This is a genomic window from Rossellomorea sp. GQ25 (genome assembly GCF_059758515.1).
In genome coordinates, this window is sequence record NZ_JCAXEQ010000001.1 from 907,753 (window position 1) to 924,992 (window position 17,240).

The following is a 17,240-nucleotide window of genomic DNA, read 5'->3' on the forward strand; positions in this document are numbered from 1 at the left end:
TAACTCTGATTAAAAATCAAATCGAGAAGTGATCATTTTTTTCTTAGTATAGAAATTTACTCCGTCTTTACCGTTTACATGCATATCCCCATAGAAAGAATCCTTCCACCCTGAAAATGGGAAGAACGCCATTGTCGCAGGAACACCAACGTTAATACCCAGCATTCCAGCGTCTGCTTCTTCTCTGAACTGTCTGACAGCCTTTGCATCTTTCGTGTAAATCGTAGCACCATTTCCGTATCTTGATTGACGAATATAATCAAGTCCTTCATCCAAATCCTTGGCTCTCAGCAAACTGAGGATAGGCGCAAACATTTCTTCTTTTGCAATGGTCATATCCGGTGAAACATGGTCAAAGATGGTTGCACCCAAGAAGTTTCCTTCCTTGAAGTCATCCATTTCTTTACGCCCATCTCGAATGAGGGATGCACCTTCCTGCAGTCCTTTGTCAATATAACCCAGTGTCTTCTCTCGATGTTCTTTTCGAATGACGGGAGTGAGAAGCACTTCTTCGTCCATTCCGTTACCAATACATAATTCATCTGCTTTTTTACTTAAAGCCTTTACAAACGGTTCATTATCCCCTACAACCACTACGGCACTGCACGCCATACATCGCTGGCCGGCACTGCCAAATGCTGAACTGATAATATGCTCAGCCGCTTTATTCATATCTGCATCAGGCATGACAACATGATGATTCTTCGCCCCGGATAAGGCCTGCACCCTTTTCCCATGAGAGGCAGCCTGTTGGTACACATATTTAGCCACCGGCTGAGACCCGACGAAGGATATGGCTCCAATATCTTTATGCTCGATCAACCCATTTACGACATCATGGGCACCATGCACGACATTTAATACACCACGGGGCATTCCTGCATCTGTTAATAACTCTGCAAGCCTATTGGCTAAAATCGGGGTTCTTTCAGATGGCTTCAACACGAAAGTATTTCCACACGCAATTGCAAGCGGGAACATCCACAGGGGTACCATCATAGGAAAGTTAAAAGGAGTGATCCCCCCCACTACACCAAGTGGATAACGGAACATTTCTGAATCTATATCCTCTGCAATACCACTCAGCGTTTCACCCATCATTAAAGTCGGTGCACCACAAGCGAATTCCACACACTCAAGCCCCCGCTGCACTTCGCCATACGCCTCTTTAAATGATTTACCATTTTCCTGTACAATGAGTTTGGCCAACTCCTCATGATTATCAGAAAGTAAAGAATGGTATTTATATAGAATGCGGGCACGTTTTGGAACCGGCGTCTTCTTCCAGGTTTGTGACGCTTGTTTAGCAGCTTTCACAGCCATAGCGACGTCTTCTTTGGTAGAAATTGGAACTCTTGCGATCTCTTCATTTGTAGCAGGATTCACTACTTGTAACGTTTGTGAGCTTAGAGAATCCACCCATTCACCTCCAATGTAATTCTTTAATTCAGCAACGTCCTTTTTAATTATCGTCATATTCAGTTCCTCCTTATTTTTTCAGCAGACTTTTCTAGGTGGTGTAGAACCTGTGGTATAGTTTATAGTTTAATTATGAAAGAAATTGTTAGCGGATTCATTAGACAATGTGTAAAAGAACCAGACTTGTCAGTTTGACATTTTACAATTAATTAATTTTCGACTTTTTCAAAGAGCCATGTGGTTGCAAATAATCATGGGCAGCAAGAAGAAACTCGATAGCCACACGTTTATCTGAGGTCATGAAATCATCTCCAAGCAAATCTTCAATTTTTTTTAGGCGATGGTAGAGTGTTTGTCTTACAATGAATAGTTGTTTCGATGTTTCCTGCTTTGATCCCTGACATTCAAGGAAAACTTTCAACGTTTTCAATAGACTGCCATCATGTTTACGATCATATTCCAGGAGAGGTGTAAGGTACTCTTCGATCATTTCCCACAGATTTACATTTTTGTTAACGATTGAAATCAGCCTGTATAAATGCAAATCATCAAAGAAAAAATACGTTTTTGAAGCATCCACCTTTGACTGAAACATCAGACTATCTTTAGCTGTTTCATAGCTCTTGTGAATTTCCATCATCTCCATTTGGTATTTGCCAGTTGCAAATACTGTTTGTGAAGAATCTTTAAAAAAATCAGACTGAAGAATCTTTTCGTAGGCAGAGGTGACTCTCGATTTCCAACCCCCTATCCTCCTTGTGTCCAGAAGAATGAAAATGAGATCATTCCCTACTCTTTCGGGTAACACACGAAAACCCTGTTGTTCAAAAATGCTTCTGGTGACAAGGTTAAAATAGGTTAAATTAATCGGCTCTTGTTCATTCAGCCTATTCGTCTGGCAAATACAGACGACTCCACCATTTACCTGTACTTTTAAGTCGGCTAAAAATGCGGAGAGTCTCTCATAGGACTGTTCTCCTTTTAACCAACAGGTAATCCATTTGGAGTCTTCTAACCGTTTTTGCTCGTTAAAATACAATTCTCTCATTAAATACTGGGCTAACGCCGTTGAAGTTCTGTCCAATATGAGAAGCTCATATTCACTAAATGGATGATCGCTTCTGTATATACATAACTCTGCGTACTCCTGGTCAAATAGAATAACTTTAGTGGAGGCAAAATGGTGATTACGGGAATCTTTATGACTGTGATAACATTTTCGTATTCTCTCTTCCTCAGGTGAGCACATGAGTGGATAGATTTCCACCTCTTGTTCTTTCAACTGAAATAGTACAGGTACAGTAAGCTCCTTATGTAAAACGTGAAGGATCTCTCTGAAGTGATTAACGCCGAGCAGCCTTCTGTTTAACTCCTGTGCATATGAATCCAGTTTTTTTATCATGTCGTATTGCTGATTGATTAGTACAGAGTGAATATCTTGAGTTATACTAACGAACGGAACTTCCCTTTGAAACACAATAATAGGAAAATCAAATGTATCTGCACACTTTAATACAGAAATCGGAATCGTGGAAATATTTGTATCAAGTTCAATGCAAATGGCTGCTGCCTCACTCTCGATTAACTGTTGAATGAGTGAAAGAAAGGTCTCTTCCTCTTGTAAAGCGATTCCTGTAGAAAGAATCAGTTCATTTCCGTTAAGAAGATTTTTTATCGATGTTACTTCGACTACATGAACCCACTTCACCTGACGGCTGAGACCATTGTGCCCAGCAATCACTTTAGCATGTTCAAAGTATTTTCTTACTAGAATATCTTCTACTGAGAAATAGTAATTACTTTTCATTTTTCTCTCCTTATGTTCTGCCTTAGGAAAATGGAGAAAAAGGATTGGCTGAACCAATCCTTCATTTTGCTTCTATTCTTCTATATAGGGGATTGCAAACTGGATCTCTTCACTCCACCATTTCGTTATTTCTTCATCTGATAGATGTTGTGAAGATAAGACGGCTAACACCCAATCGATTAACTCATCAGACGTTTGCATATTTCCAGGAAAAAGTGTCAGTTCCTTTCCCTTACGCGGTCCCATAACGTCACTCATCCACCTCTCCCCCTTCAACTATCAGTTTTGAAGTAATAGATTTGAAAAATACTTTCGTGCATTTGCCGTTTTCACATGAAGAGTGGCACTTCTTTTATTTTCCGTGTGCTTAAAAAGAACAAATGCACCACTTAGGTTCTCTGTTATTTTCTCAATTTTAAAGCCTTTTTGAATGAGAAAGTCAATCTTATCCCGTTCACTTAAAAACTCTTGATAATCAGACATGACGACACCCTTTCTATCGTATCTTCAGATAAGAACTACCTTGCTTCAGGATTCAATAAATACCATTTCATTTAAGAAAAACTTGTGCCTGTTGGGGATTCTTCTGAGACAATGACTTCTTCTTCGACTTGAATTTCCCAATCGCGACCGACAGACAATCCGAGATACTTCTCATCACTCGGATCCATTAGTTCTGCCTGCTCGTATTTCTTAAACCACCAGAATTTAGCTAATACATAATAGCAAAGGGCTCCAACCCCGAAGCCGACTAAAAATGAGAAGTTTGGAACGTAATAGGAGGCAACTCCTCCAATAATCCATGAGATGAACCCTGCAAGATTCACTCCATTCATATACTTAAATTGTCCTTTGTCTTCATATAATGCAGGTACATTGACTCTTCGCTTCCTGATAAAATAATAGTCTGAAATCAAAATCCCTACGATGGCTGACAAAATGCCTCCTACGAATAGTAGAACTGGAATGATCACACCAAAAAGGTTCCATGGTTGTACGATCGTACCCACAATACCAGCAGTGATGACCCCTGCCCAGAACGGGAATTTTGGTCCCCCGACATTAGAGAATATTGTTGCAGCCGGAACGATATTCGCAGCAATATTCGTTGACCATTGAGCCAGGACGATCATCAGAAGTAGGACTCCTAAAACGAATCCGCTCGCTGCTTCTTGAAGGGCTACAACGGGATCATAATTTAAAACGGCAATATACGAAATCCCACCAATTAACACCATAAAAGATTGAGTAATAGGGAGTGCAACAAGGTTACCAATTAACGAGCTTTTGTTTCTCTTAAACCAATTCCGCTCATTTTTTGGAGCTTTCATGAATCTGGAAATGGACGGAATATCAGCAGATAGTGTGGCCCAAAATCCCATATTACTAAAGATGACTACCAGAAAAGCCGTAAACGTGGCAGCACCTGTTACCGGACTTTCAACCCAGCTCCAAATGTCTCTTCCTTGAGAAGCGGCTGATTCAGATAAGGATGAATACATCCATACAGAAATAAGAATGATGACCGGTGCGGCAAGGTCTGCAAATCTTTCCACCGCTTTAATCCCAAGAGCTGTATTCACTAATTGAAGGACCGCAAAAATCACGAAACAAACAAACCAATTATCAAAACCAAATAAAATATTTAAAATACCATTCATCGCTGTTGCACCAAAGTAAGTGTTTATTCCAAACCACATTGATGCAGCCAGACCACGAACTACAGAGGGAATATGGGTTCCCAACGTTCCAAAAGGTGCTCTCATATAAACTGGAAATGATACCCCATGCTCAATCCCGATATCCCCGGTTAATGTAATAAATAGACCGATCGCAAGAGACCCAATAATGGTGGCCAGCACAACAAGAGGTAAAGGTAAGGATACGACCCCGGCTCCCCCAATGGCGAAGGTTGCAAGAACCACAACCATTCCAACCCACATAAATGAATAGCCGAGCTTGGTGATTTTTCTTTCGCTCTCTTTAATCGGTAATAAATCCGGAGACTTTAAATAACTTTTCTTCATCTTGAACACCCCTCATTTGTTTGCTTCGAATGGCAAAACCAAATCTTTGACAAGAGAGGCCAGAGGAAGGCAGTCTCCCCTCCTCTTAGCAGGAGTTGTTCTACAGTTAAGATGCATTTGTTTTCCAAAATTTTTAAGACTTTGAGGATTGAAGTGCTTCGCTCTCTTCACTTGAAAGAAGCTTACCGTATTTCGCTCTCTTAATATATTTTCCGGTTCCCAGCTTACCGACGAACTGTTTGTCTTTAATTACATATTCACCTCTGGACAATACAGAAACAGGTTCACCTTTTATCATCATGCCTTCAAACGGGTTATAGTCTGCTGCCATATGATGAGTTTCAGCAGAGATCACTCTCTCAGCATTGGGATCGAAAATGACCACATCTGCATCAGAACCTACAGCAATGGTTCCCTTCTGAGGATAAAGACCAAACAGCTTTGCACTACGCGTAGACATGATATCAACAAACTGATTTAAGCTTATCCGCCCTTTTTCAACTCCTTCTGAGAATAATATGGATACACGGTCCTCAACAATCGGTCCGCCATTCGGGATTTTAGTGAAATCATCTTTCCCAAGATCTTTCTGCCCTTGGAAATCAAATGAGCATTGGTCTGACCCTAATGTTTGCAGTTGACCACTTTTCAAGGCATTCCAGAGAACATCTTGATGCCACTTCTCACGAAGCGGCGGCGACCAAACGTATTTAGCTCCTTCAAAGTTCGGACGCTCTAAATAGGTTTGATCAAGCACAAGATACTGAGGACATGTTTCTCCCCAAACATTCAATCCTTTACTTCTTGCTGCTGAGATCTGTTCAACGGCATCAGAGCAGGAAACATGCACAACATATAATTGGGAATCTGCCAATCCGGTTAGTTTAGCTGCGCGGCCAGTCGCTTCACCCTCCAGTTCAGGAGGTCTCGTCAGCGCGTGATAAATTGGTTCTGTTTTCCCGTCCTCTAAAGCCTTTTCGGTTAAATACTCAATAACGTCGCCATTCTCGGCATGTACCATTACGAGTGCTCCTAATTCCTTCGCGGCTATTAAGGTTCTAAATAGCGTTTCATCGTCTGCTTGGAATACATTTTTATATGCCATAAAGACTTTGAATGATGTAATCCCCTCTTTATCCATCACCTCAGGAAGCTGTGATAGAACATCTTGATTGATTTCCCCGATCATTAAATGGAAACTATAATCGATGACTGCTTTATCCTTAGACTTCGCATGCCATGTATCAATTGCATTTTGAAGTGGTTCTCCCTTATTGGTCAAACAGAAATCAATGAGTGTCGTCGTTCCTCCAAACGCTGCTGCAATCGTTCCACTCTCGAAATCATCCTTTGATACCGTCCCACCGAAGGGCATTTCCAGATGAGTATGGGGATCGATCCCACCAGGAAAAATGTACTTTCCTTTCGCGTCAATTATTTCTGCATCGGTAGTATCAAACCCTTTACCTATAGCTGCGATCTTCCCATTTTGTATAAGCACATCCGCCTTATATGTGTCTGTTGCCGTAACAATGGTTCCATTTTGAATAATTTTATTCATTTTCGTACCTCCTGAATTATTTCGCCGCGTTTACTTTAGCTCCGGATAGGTTCCCTACTACCGCTTGACGTTCATTCCATGTCATTGGCATATGCCCACTTGGAACCTCTATCATGTCAATAGCCCCATCAACCGGACATACAATCGAACATAGATTACACCCGACACAATCTTCTTCCCGCACTTTTAAATAGCTGTTTCCTTTAGGGTCCTTCAGCATGTCAATGCATTGATGAGACGTATCTTCACAGGCAATATGACATTTATTACAGTTAATACAAACATCCGTGTTGATTTTTGCCACAACACTATAATTAAGATCAAGATTTCCCCAATCAGAAAATCTTGGCACTGATTTCCCCACGATATCCTGGACTGAAGAGATCCCTTTTTCATCCAAATAATTATTTAAGCCATCAAGCATATCTTCGACAATTCTAAAACCGTGATGCATAGCAGCAGTGCAGACCTGAACCCCCGATGCTCCCATGAGCATAAATTCGACGGCATCCTGCCAATTGGATACTCCACCCATTCCTGAAATCGGAACGTTGATACGTGGATTTCTGGCGCATTCGGCAACCATGTTCAATGAAATAGGCTTCACTGCAGGTCCGCAATAACCTCCATGAGCACCTTTACCGGCTACATGTGGAACGGTATTCCAAGAATCCAGATCAACCCCTGCTAAACTGTTGATTGTATTGATCATACTTACTGCATCCGCTCCACCCCGGACAGCCGCTTCAGCTGTGACAGTAATGTCTGTAATGTTTGGTGTCAATTTCACAATTACAGGTGTCCTGGCCACCTCTTTCGCCCAAAAGGTTTGTTTCTCGACGAGTTCTGGTACCTGACCGGACGCAGATCCCATTCCTCGTTCAGCCATCCCGTGTGGACATCCGAAATTCAGCTCTAATCCATCAACACCGACATCTTCAACCTTCTTTACAATTTCATGCCATTTTTCTTGTTTAGGCTCTACCATTAATGACGCAATGATTGCATGATTCGGAAACCGCTTTTTTGTTTCATAGATTTCCTTCAAATTCACTTCTAATGGTCGATCGGTAATGAGTTCGATATTGTTGAATCCTGCTACTTTTTGACCATTAAAGCTTACAGCTGCGAACCTTGAAGATACATTTATAATAGGCTCCCCTAATGTTTTCCATACTGCACCACCCCAACCGGCCTCGAATGCTCTTTGAACCTGGTAACCTGAATTCGTTGGTGGCGCGGACGCTAACCAAAATGGATTAGGTGATTTTATTCCTGCTAAATCAATGTTTAAATTTGCCATGAGTTCCCCCCCTAGGACAATCTTAATTCACGTGTACTTTCGCCGATTGTGCATGTAAATGAAAGGCAGCAAGTTTCCCTTGCTCTGCAGCCGTAACGACCATTGCTTCTCCTACTCCCTTACCAAAAACAACGTCTCCACAGGCGAAAATCTTTGGATTAGAGGTTTGGAAGGTGTCTCGATTAACCTGTACAACACCGTCTGAATGCTCCAGGTCGAATTGTTCAATAAGTGATAGATGACGAATTTGACCAATCGCCTTAATGACTGCGTCAACAGGAAGTACAAACTGTGAGCCTTTGACAGGAATCGGACGTCTTCTTCCATCCTCACCAGGCTCTCCTAACTCCATCTTGATGCATTCGATTCCCGTTACTTCTCCCGCATCATTTCCTATAATTCGCTGAGGAGCCGTTAGCCAGCGGAATTCTACGCCATCCTGTTTTGCAAATTCGTATTCAAAATCATAAGCCGTCATTTCTTCTTGTGTACGTCGGTAAAGGATTTTTACATTGTCTGCTCCTAAGCGGACAGAACAGGTGGCTCCATCGATAGCTGTATTTCCCGCCCCAATCACCACCACTTTTTTGCCTACATAGTCTTGCGTCAGCTTGCCACTTTTCGTTGCCTTAACAAATTCAATGGCATCATGAACACCTTTTAAGTCTTCTCCTTCAATTTTCAAATCTGGAACATGGGACATTCCTGCTGCCAGGATGACAAAATCATGGCTCTCTACGATTTCATCTGTAGATATATCTTGACCAACTTTTACATTGGTTCGAATATCGACATTCAATTTCTTTACCTGCTCCACTTCCCAGTAAGATATGCTCTGAGGAAGTCGGAAAGATACGATTCCATAAGTATTTAAGCCCCCCGCTTCCTTTTCCGCTTCATAGATGGTTACTTCATATCCGAAGCGTGCAAGTTCCCTTGCAGCCGATAGGCCGGCTGGTCCCCCTCCGATAATCCCTACTTTAATCCCATTTGGTTCCCCTGCTTCAAATAGCACAGTGTCGTTATGTCTTGCCCAATCTGTTGCATATCGTTGCAGATCTCCAATCATGATTGGCTTAGTAGAATGATTCAGTACACAAGCCCCTTCACACAGCTCTTCTGTCGGGCAGACACGTGAGCAGCTCGCACCCACAGGATTTGCAGACATGATCGTTTTTGCCGATCCTTTCAAGTTCCCGGATGCAATCTTTTTAATAAATGAAGGTATATCAATGCTTGTGGGACAAGCTTGTATGCACGGAGCATCATAACAATACAAGCAGCGATTCGCTTCCTCCACTGCTTCCCTATTGGTCAATCCCTCATGGGCTTCGAGAAAATTATTCTCAAGATTGAGTAAAGATAGTGTGTTAGACAAACTGACTTCCCCCTATCATTTCCAATTAATTTCCATAACCTGTTAAACACACCATGGCTGACAATGATGGTTCACAGTCAGCCTCCTTTTATTAAGGAAGTAAAGCCGTCATATCGTTATAAGTTTCAGGCCTGCGATCTCGGTAGAACTGCCATGTATCCCGGACTTCACGTAGTAGCTTCTTATTCATTTCACCGATAATGACCTCATCACTGTCTCTGCTTCCAATGGAAACAAAGCTGCCTCTCGGATCGACTAAATAGGACTGTCCGTAAAATTCCCCCATGTTCCAAGGACCCTCATAACCAACACGATTAATAGCTCCTAAGTAGTAGCCGTTTGCCACCGCATGGGCAGGCTGCTCAAGCTTCCATAAGTATTCTGATAAACCAGCCACGGTTGCAGATGGATTGAACACAATTTCTGCCCCTTTTAATCCTAATAAGCGGGCACCTTCCGGGAAGTGACGGTCATAACAAATATAAACTCCTACTTTTGCATAAGCAGTATCGAACACCGGGTACCCAAGGTTTCCTGGTTTAAAGTAATATTTCTCCCAGAATCCGTAACCTTCCTCTCCAACTCCCACATGTGGAATATGCTGTTTTCGATATTTTCCAAGATAGGATCCATCTGCATCGATGACCGCTGCCGTATTATAGTAAGTAGCTATTCCTTCTCTCTCATAGATTGGTAGAACGATGACGACACTCAGCTCTTTGGCTAACGCCTGAAACTGTTTTGTTGTTGGACCATTTGGTATTTCTTCAGCAGAGTCATACCACTTGGGATTTTGTTCGGAGCAAAAGTAAGGGCCATAGAAAATTTCCTGTAAACAAATGATTTGTGCTCCCTTTTTTGCTGCGTCTCGCACCAGTTCCACATGTTTTTTGATCGATTGCTCTTTATGGACGTCTACCCCTTCACTTCCATCTACATCATGAGAAGCTTGAATAAGTCCAATTTTCACCAAGTCTGACATTTCATTACCCCCTACACAAATAGATTTCATAAAATAGTAAGCGCCTTCATTGTTTTTTGCTCCATTGGTCCACACTTACTAGATTTCACTCACTGAAATAAAAATCTGAATTTTAAGTATTTTCACTTTATTTTAACTCGTACATTTACAGAATGCACTATACACTCTGTAACACTAACTATGTTCCTGATTTGTCATTATGTATATTCAATAAAATGAATGGTTTCTCTTAAGGTAGCATACTTTCATTACGAATTTTGTAGAATAATTTGTTTTAATCTTTGAAAAATTCAGTTTTCAATCGACAAAAAACAGGCTGCCTTTTGATTCATTCTTATCCCTAAAAGTCTGGGAAGAACATTTGAACTTTCCTAACAAAAAACAGCCTTCTCTACTGAAAAGGCTGTTTTTGTCGTTAGTCATTATGAACTTACTGACTTCATCTCTAGTAATTGTTTTCGGTTAGGTCTGTATTTTACTACTTGCCTCACAAACCAAATCAAGACAGCCAACCAAATGACGGAACCAATCATCATGGCTGTTGAATAGGGTAGACCAAAACCTTCTGGAGCGTAAAAAATATACGAACTCACAACTCCTGTCATAAACAATGCAGGAATGCTGCAAATCCAGTGGAACCTTGCTTGCTGTAATAAATAAATGGCAGCAGTCCACAACATAACGGTTGCTACTACCTGGTTGGACCATCCAACATATCTCCACAGGAAGGTATAGTCAATTTGAGTAAGTAAAAACGTAGGGACTGCCACAGGAATGACTAACAAGACTGGCAGCCATTTCCCTTCAACATCTTTCTTACGTAGATCTTTCAGTAAATCAGCAAGCATCATTCTTGATGATCTTAACGCAGTATCCCCTGTTGTGACTGGAAGGATGATTACACCCAGGACGGCTAGTACTCCACCTAAAGTGCCTAACGTCGTTTTGCTGATTTCATTTACCACTCCTGCAGGTCCGCCAGCGGCCAAGGATTCTTGAAGCCCCGCTGTTCCATTAAAGAATGCCATACCTGCTGCAGCCCAGATCAATGCGATGATTCCTTCAGCCACCATCGCTCCATAGAATACTTTTCGACCTTCACTTTCTTTTTTTAAGGTTCTGGCTAAGATAGGACTTTGAGTAGAATGGAATCCAGAGATTGCCCCACACGAAACAGTAACCATTAGCAAAGGCCACAAAGGTAAACCATTTGGATGTAAGTTTTCAATTGTTAGATTTGGGACTGGATGTTCAAAGAAAAACAACCCAATTCCAATTGCCACTGCCATAAAGATAAGGATGGCTCCAAAGAACGGATAGACCTTTCCAATAATCTTATTAATCGGTAAGACAGTCGCAATGAGAAAGTATGTAAAAATAATGACAAGAGACGTCATAAAATTAAGCGGTGTAACCTCTGTCATTAGTTGTGCAGGGCCTGATGTAAAAGCAGCGGCTACGAGAATCATCAGCACGATTGATAAAATGTTCATAACGGATTGTACAGGTTTTCCTAAATATTTTCCTACGATAGAAGGAAACTGAGCTCCATTATGCCTAAGAGATAACATTCCTGAAAAGTAATCATGAACCGCTCCAGCAAATAGGGTTCCAATCACAATCCATAGGAATGCTACAGGTCCATATAAAGCACCTAAAATTGCCCCGAAGATCGGACCTAACCCCGCAATGTTTAACAATTGAACCAGGCTTGCTTTCCACCAGCTCATGGGCATATAGTCTAAGCCGTCCTTCTTTGAGTATGCAGGAGTCACATTGGTATCATCAATACCGAAAATCTTCTCTACCACCTTTGAATAAATGAAATAACCTACTACTAGAATACAGATGGATGCAAGAAATGTTAGCATCACGATGTCCTCCCTTCAGTAAATGAAATTAACGTTTATTTTAATATGAGAAACGACAAAAAACAACAGAATTTTCTAAAAGTATTATTTATTCCGAATAAATAAGCGATTTTATTTCGCACCAAAGATTGTTAAATCAATGATGTAAGGGATTACATTATTTGAAAAAAGTTTTATAACATAATACATATCCAGTGAATCATTTGCTTAAATAAAATACACCCCTTAAAAGAGGTGCAAGTTACATGTTGGAAGCTACTGTACTTTTCCTTTTGCAAATTCTTCATGAGCTTTTATAAATTCCTTATTACCCCTTTCCTTTGCAATTTCCAATGGAGTACGGTCATTTCCTGAATGTATCTCTTGTCCATCTCCGTGAGCCAGTAACAGGGACACAATTTCTTCACTTCCGTCGAAAGCAGCAATATGTAACGGTGTGTGCCCCGATGAATCGGGCTGATTTACATTCGCTCCTTGTTTTAGCAAAAACTCCAACAGTTCTTTAGAGGCTTTCCCGGCTATTCCAGCATGTAAAGCCGTATTAGAAGGAATGTAGGAAACTTTCGAATTTGAAATGGAATTGATATCTGCACCAAAATTCAGCAGAAGCTCGACGATCTCCATATGACCATAATGTGCAGCCACCCCTAATGCTATTAAGCCTTGTTCATTATCTGCGTTACAAAGATTTGTGTCATTTCTCAATGACTGTTCTACTGTCTTTGTGTCACCTTTTTCAATTGCTTCAAAAAATTCTTGAATGGTAATTGATGTCATCACACTCACCTCATTTTCACATAATTACAAATATTCTACCAATTATAATCAAAAAAAGATAGAGATGACTCCTAAAATAGGGAGTCATCCCTATAAAAAATTACTGGTCCAGTTTTAATTTGGCTAAAGCATCAGCTAATGCAGTGTTGACCGGCTCACCCTTCTGCTGTGTTTTCAAATACTTATTTACATCCCTTTTGGTTGCTTTGCTATTCTTTTCTTTTTTTCTGCGATCGTTAAAGGTTGAAAGTTTCTCTCTATGTCCACACACACATGTGAACATCTGCCCTTCCCCTTCTCCTCTTAGATCTAAGCGTTTATGGCAATTAGGGCATCGCGCATTGGTTTTTTTGCTAATATTTTTCCGGTGACCGCACTCGCGATCTTGACAGACCAATTTCTTCCCATGCTTATTTTTTATTTCCAGCATCAGATTTCCACAGTCAGGACATTTCGTACCGGTTATATTATCATGAGAGTATTTCTTAGTAGAGTTCTTAATTTCATTAACCGACTTATTGGTATAGTCTTTAATTTCTTTTAAGAATTCTTGTTTATTAAGAGATCCATTTGCGATTTTTTCAAGCTTTTGCTCCCACTCTGCTGTAAGTGTCGGGGATTGTAATTCAAGAGGTGCCAATTCCAATAATTGCTTTCCTTTAGACGTAATAAGAATTTCTTTTCCTTTCGGTTCAATCACTCCTGAGTTAAAAAGCTTTTCAATAATATCTGCCCTTGTCGCAACTGTACCCAGTCCCCCGGCTTCATGTATGGTGTCGAGAAGCTCTTTGTTGCTTTCCTTCATAAACTTTTTTGGGTTTTCCATAGCGGATAGAAGTGTTCCTTCATTGAAACGGCCGGGAGGATTCGTTTGTCCTTCGGTTTCTTTTATTGCCAGAACAGAAAACATATCCCCTACTTCCATTTTTGATAGCAATTGATCTTTTTCTGAATCAAAATCATATATTTCTTTCCAACCGATTTCTACAATCCGCTTTCCTTTCGTCTGAAAGGTTTCACTACCAATCGAGGCTTCTATAGTCGTTTGTTCATACAGATATGGAGGGTAGAATACGGCTAAGAAGCGTTTCACGATTAAATCATAGACCTTTCTTTCACGATCCTGTAACCGTTGGAGGAAAGGTGTCTCCTCCGTAGGTATAATGGCATGGTGATCCGTCACCTTTTGGTCATCAACGTATGCTTTTGAAAGTTGTTTTGAGCTCTGCAACGCTAAATGAGCCATTTTGCGATAAGGTTGTACGCTCACTGCTTTCAATCGGTCCTTCAACGTAGCGACCATATCGCTGGATAAATGTTTACTATCTGTTCTTGGATAGGTTACTAATTTATGTTGCTCGTACAATTTTTGCATGATGGATAGTGTTTCTTTAGCAGAATAGCCAAAGATCTTATGAGCATCTCTTTGCAATTCTGTTAAATCATATAATGAAGGAGCGTGATTTTTCTTTTGTGATTTTTTTACTGACTGAATAGTGATTTCCTTTTTGTCCTTCAATAATTTCATGACGTGTGTTATTTCTTCTTTAGAAAATGTTTTCGTATCTTTATTTTTACGGTTTGACCAAATAAACGTACCGCGATCCGTTGTGGCCTGTATGCCATAATAGGTTTGTGGTTTAAAGTTCCTGATTTCTTCTTCCCTCTGGGCAATGATGCTTAACGTAGGTGTTTGTACACGTCCACATGATAACTGTGCATTGTGCTTGGTAGTCAAAGCTCTGGTTGCATTCATTCCCACATACCAATCGGCTTCAGATCTCGCTTGGGCGGCTGCATATAGGTTCTCATATTTTTTGGCATCTTTCAGTTTATTGAATCCGTCTTTAATTGCTTTGTCGGTGACAGATGAAATCCATAATCGTTTCAGCGGTTTATTTACCCGGGCTTTCTCAATGATCCAGCGGGCAACAAGCTCCCCTTCCCGGCCGGCATCAGTGGCAATGACGATTTCTTTGACATCCGGACGGTTCATTTGTGATTTCACTGAGCTAAACTGCTTCCCTGTTTTCTTAATGACCACAAGGTTAAGGGATGGGGGAAGCATAGGCAAATCCTCAAGCTTCCATGCTTTGTAGCGGTCATCATAACTTTCGGGCTCTGCTAATGTGACTAAATGTCCAAGGGCCCAAGTGACGATATAGTCGTTTCCTTCTAAGAATCCATTTCCTTTTTTCGTACACTGAAGTACTCTGGCAATATCTCTACCGACAGAAGGCTTTTCTGCCAGAACTAAAATCTTTTTCATGTAAAAAATCCTTTCAATACTAGGTGTTTTGTTTCTATATCTTTTCTATTTTAACATACAATAAAATGAATAGTGTTTTAGAGTTCACGTCTATAATAGGTTGTACTATACTAAGGGATAGTTGATTCTTCACAAAGGAGCTATCGGACATTGCAGCATGACTTACAAATAGGCTCCTTTCTTCCTAAGGAAGCTTGGGGCATGATCATCATTGTTTTAATCAGTTTATTATCTAAAGGTTTGGGAGCACTTTTTCCTCTGATCGGGAGTTTGTTATTTGCGATTATTATCGGTGTCATTCTTCAAAATATAATCAAACTTCCTTCAACATGGGATCCAAGTATACAATTTACCTTAAACACACTGTTGAAAGTGGCCATCGTATTTCTTGGTGTCGGTTTGAGCCTGTATGATATCCTTCTTATTGGTCAAAAAGCATTATGGGTTATATTTTTGTCGGTTTCCCTCGGTATTACCGTGACGTATCTCGTCGGGAAATGGCTTCGTATCGACAAACGGTTAAGCTTGTTAATTGGAATCGGCACCAGTATTTGCGGGGCTACGGCTATTTCATCTGTGAAGGGAATCATTGGTGCGAAAGAAAATGAAACAGCCTATGCTTTATCGACGATTGTATTTTTCAATTTAATCGCTTTTATTATGTATCCAATCATTGGCCATCTCCTCCACATGTCTGATTTATCGTTCGGCATTTGGGCAGGTACAGCCGTACATGACACATCGTCAGCAGTTGCTGTTGGATATGCTTTTGGGGATGAAGCAGGAGAGGTGGCAACGACAGTGAAGCTTGCCCGTACATTGTTCTTGATTCCTGTGATGTTTTGTTTACCATTTTTTATAAGAAAGAGAAATAAAGGTGAATCTCAATACAGGAAGGCATTCCCCTGGTTTGTTTTCTTATTTTTGGCCGTCTCTATCCTTCATACATTTGGTTTCATTCCTGAAACAATCGAATCTTTCCTTAAGATTTCTTCAAAATTTATGATCATCATGGTAATGGCAGCAGTAGGTCTTCAAGTGAGGATAAAAGACATCACTCAGTTAGGATTTAAACCCCTCCTCACTGGCTTAATTGCTTCTATTACATGTGCGCTCATCAGTTTATTCCTTATTCTATAATCTAAAAAACCAATCACCTTTACAAGTGGTTGGTTTATCCCACGAAAAAAAGAGCATCTAGAGAGATGCCCCCTGTACTGTTTACCATCCCTTATGCGATAAATTCCCTTAAACTCTGAAGAAGAAAAAACTAGGAAGAGGCCGTCTTCCTAGTAAATGCTATTCTTCGTCTCCTTCTAAGAAGTCTGGATCTAACTCTTCAAATTCTTCATCATCTAAGTCGCAATCCCAATCTTCATCGTCACAACCTTCAGGATTTACAAGGACACATACTTTCGTTTCTCCTATAACTTCCACTAGGAATTCACGTTCAACGTGAACAATGATTTTGTTACCGTTTGGTGAAATAACCGCTTCGCAGCAATTCGGCTGTTGCAGTACTCGAGCACATACTTCAATATCATCTAAGCAATCAGGATCACGGTATTTCAACTTAATGCAGTCTGTATACTGTACTCTCTCTGTTACAACGGATGTCTTTGTGTTGTCACTATGGGAGTACCATACGTTGATATCGTATGAACCGTGAATTTCAACCTTCTTGCCTACTTTGTGTGCTTCATACTGATGATTAATGATCCAGCAGCCTAAAATGCTCGATGGATTATGCGGCGGGCTAATCGTATGATGAGACTGTGTGAATTTACGTCCCTTCGCTACGACCGCTTTAGTAATAATCTCTCTATATTCTGCCATTCGAGCGAAC

The 17,240-nt window shown here is 40.7% G+C and carries 14 protein-coding genes; 1 reads left to right on the forward strand and 13 read right to left on the reverse strand.

Features of this window, described 5'->3' with window-relative positions; all coding sequences use genetic code 11:
- Positions 1-9 precede the first annotated feature (9 nt).
- From AC6CIB_RS04945 to AC6CIB_RS05000, 12 genes are all read right to left on the reverse strand, one after another.
- Positions 10-1,476: a CoA-acylating methylmalonate-semialdehyde dehydrogenase gene (locus AC6CIB_RS04945; protein ID WP_498278371.1), complete on the reverse strand. Its 1,467-nt coding sequence runs from the start codon at positions 1,474-1,476 to the stop codon at positions 10-12.
- A 148-nt stretch (positions 1,477-1,624) separates the two neighbouring features.
- Positions 1,625-3,226, reverse strand: coding sequence for a PucR family transcriptional regulator (locus AC6CIB_RS04950; protein WP_498278372.1), 1,602 nt, complete (start codon positions 3,224-3,226; stop codon positions 1,625-1,627).
- Positions 3,227-3,298: 72 nt separating this feature from the next.
- A complete protein-coding gene (locus AC6CIB_RS04955; RefSeq protein ID WP_498278373.1) occupies positions 3,299-3,484 on the reverse strand; it encodes a hypothetical protein in 186 nt (61 codons plus the stop codon).
- A gap of 21 nt (positions 3,485-3,505) precedes the next feature.
- Complete coding sequence (locus AC6CIB_RS04960) at positions 3,506-3,709, reverse strand: hypothetical protein (RefSeq protein WP_113968125.1); 204 nt, start codon at positions 3,707-3,709, stop codon at positions 3,506-3,508.
- A 71-nt stretch (positions 3,710-3,780) separates the two neighbouring features.
- The gene (locus AC6CIB_RS04965; RefSeq protein WP_498278374.1) at positions 3,781-5,253 is read right to left on the reverse strand and encodes an NCS1 family transporter; all 1,473 of its coding nucleotides are present in this window, start codon (positions 5,251-5,253) and stop codon (positions 3,781-3,783) included.
- 133 nt (positions 5,254-5,386) lie between these two features.
- The gene (gene hydA, locus AC6CIB_RS04970; protein ID WP_498278375.1) at positions 5,387-6,814 is read right to left on the reverse strand and encodes a dihydropyrimidinase; all 1,428 of its coding nucleotides are present in this window, start codon (positions 6,812-6,814) and stop codon (positions 5,387-5,389) included.
- Positions 6,815-6,830: 16 nt separating this feature from the next.
- Positions 6,831-8,117, reverse strand: a complete 1,287-nt coding sequence (gene preA / locus AC6CIB_RS04975; protein ID WP_498278376.1) for an NAD-dependent dihydropyrimidine dehydrogenase subunit PreA — start codon at positions 8,115-8,117, stop codon at positions 6,831-6,833.
- A 22-nt stretch (positions 8,118-8,139) separates the two neighbouring features.
- Positions 8,140-9,495: an NAD(P)-dependent oxidoreductase gene (locus AC6CIB_RS04980; RefSeq protein WP_498278377.1), complete on the reverse strand. Its 1,356-nt coding sequence runs from the start codon at positions 9,493-9,495 to the stop codon at positions 8,140-8,142.
- A gap of 91 nt (positions 9,496-9,586) precedes the next feature.
- Complete coding sequence (locus AC6CIB_RS04985) at positions 9,587-10,477, reverse strand: nitrilase-related carbon-nitrogen hydrolase (protein ID WP_498278378.1); 891 nt, start codon at positions 10,475-10,477, stop codon at positions 9,587-9,589.
- A 422-nt stretch (positions 10,478-10,899) separates the two neighbouring features.
- Positions 10,900-12,348, reverse strand: coding sequence for a carbon starvation CstA family protein (locus AC6CIB_RS04990; RefSeq protein ID WP_498278379.1), 1,449 nt, complete (start codon positions 12,346-12,348; stop codon positions 10,900-10,902).
- 255 nt (positions 12,349-12,603) lie between these two features.
- The gene (locus tag AC6CIB_RS04995) at positions 12,604-13,125 is read right to left on the reverse strand and encodes an ankyrin repeat domain-containing protein (protein WP_498278664.1); all 522 of its coding nucleotides are present in this window, start codon (positions 13,123-13,125) and stop codon (positions 12,604-12,606) included.
- A 100-nt stretch (positions 13,126-13,225) separates the two neighbouring features.
- A complete protein-coding gene (locus AC6CIB_RS05000) occupies positions 13,226-15,394 on the reverse strand; it encodes a DNA topoisomerase III (protein ID WP_498278380.1) in 2,169 nt (722 codons plus the stop codon).
- A 150-nt stretch (positions 15,395-15,544) separates the two neighbouring features.
- Between AC6CIB_RS05000 and AC6CIB_RS05005 the strand changes: the two genes are divergently transcribed.
- Positions 15,545-16,534 (forward strand): YeiH family protein, encoded by a 990-nt coding sequence (locus AC6CIB_RS05005; RefSeq protein ID WP_498278381.1) that lies wholly within the window; start codon positions 15,545-15,547, stop codon positions 16,532-16,534.
- A 159-nt stretch (positions 16,535-16,693) separates the two neighbouring features.
- On the opposite strand, the gene AC6CIB_RS05010 is transcribed toward AC6CIB_RS05005, so the two are convergent.
- A complete protein-coding gene (locus AC6CIB_RS05010; protein WP_113968133.1) occupies positions 16,694-17,230 on the reverse strand; it encodes an outer spore coat protein CotE in 537 nt (178 codons plus the stop codon).
- Positions 17,231-17,240 lie beyond the last annotated feature (10 nt).

What these genes read in the sequence shown, in the direction of transcription:
- AC6CIB_RS04945 (WP_498278371.1), bottom strand. Translation starts at nt 1,476, where the DNA reads ATGACGATAATTAAAAAGGACGTTGCTGAATTAAAGAATTACATTGGA.
- AC6CIB_RS04950 (WP_498278372.1), bottom strand. Translation starts at nt 3,226, where the DNA reads ATGAAAAGTAATTACTATTTCTCAGTAGAAGATATTCTAGTAAGAAAA.
- AC6CIB_RS04955 (WP_498278373.1), bottom strand. Translation starts at nt 3,484, where the DNA reads ATGAGTGACGTTATGGGACCGCGTAAGGGAAAGGAACTGACACTTTTT.
- AC6CIB_RS04960 (WP_113968125.1), bottom strand. Translation starts at nt 3,709, where the DNA reads ATGTCTGATTATCAAGAGTTTTTAAGTGAACGGGATAAGATTGACTTT.
- AC6CIB_RS04965 (WP_498278374.1), bottom strand. Translation starts at nt 5,253, where the DNA reads ATGAAGAAAAGTTATTTAAAGTCTCCGGATTTATTACCGATTAAAGAG.
- hydA (WP_498278375.1), bottom strand. Translation starts at nt 6,814, where the DNA reads ATGAATAAAATTATTCAAAATGGAACCATTGTTACGGCAACAGACACA.
- preA (WP_498278376.1), bottom strand. Translation starts at nt 8,117, where the DNA reads ATGGCAAATTTAAACATTGATTTAGCAGGAATAAAATCACCTAATCCA.
- AC6CIB_RS04985 (WP_498278378.1), bottom strand. Translation starts at nt 10,477, where the DNA reads ATGTCAGACTTGGTGAAAATTGGACTTATTCAAGCTTCTCATGATGTA.
- AC6CIB_RS04990 (WP_498278379.1), bottom strand. Translation starts at nt 12,348, where the DNA reads ATGCTAACATTTCTTGCATCCATCTGTATTCTAGTAGTAGGTTATTTC.
- AC6CIB_RS04995 (WP_498278664.1), bottom strand. Translation starts at nt 13,125, where the DNA reads ATGACATCAATTACCATTCAAGAATTTTTTGAAGCAATTGAAAAAGGT.
- AC6CIB_RS05000 (WP_498278380.1), bottom strand. Translation starts at nt 15,394, where the DNA reads ATGAAAAAGATTTTAGTTCTGGCAGAAAAGCCTTCTGTCGGTAGAGAT.
- AC6CIB_RS05010 (WP_113968133.1), bottom strand. Translation starts at nt 17,230, where the DNA reads ATGGCAGAATATAGAGAGATTATTACTAAAGCGGTCGTAGCGAAGGGA.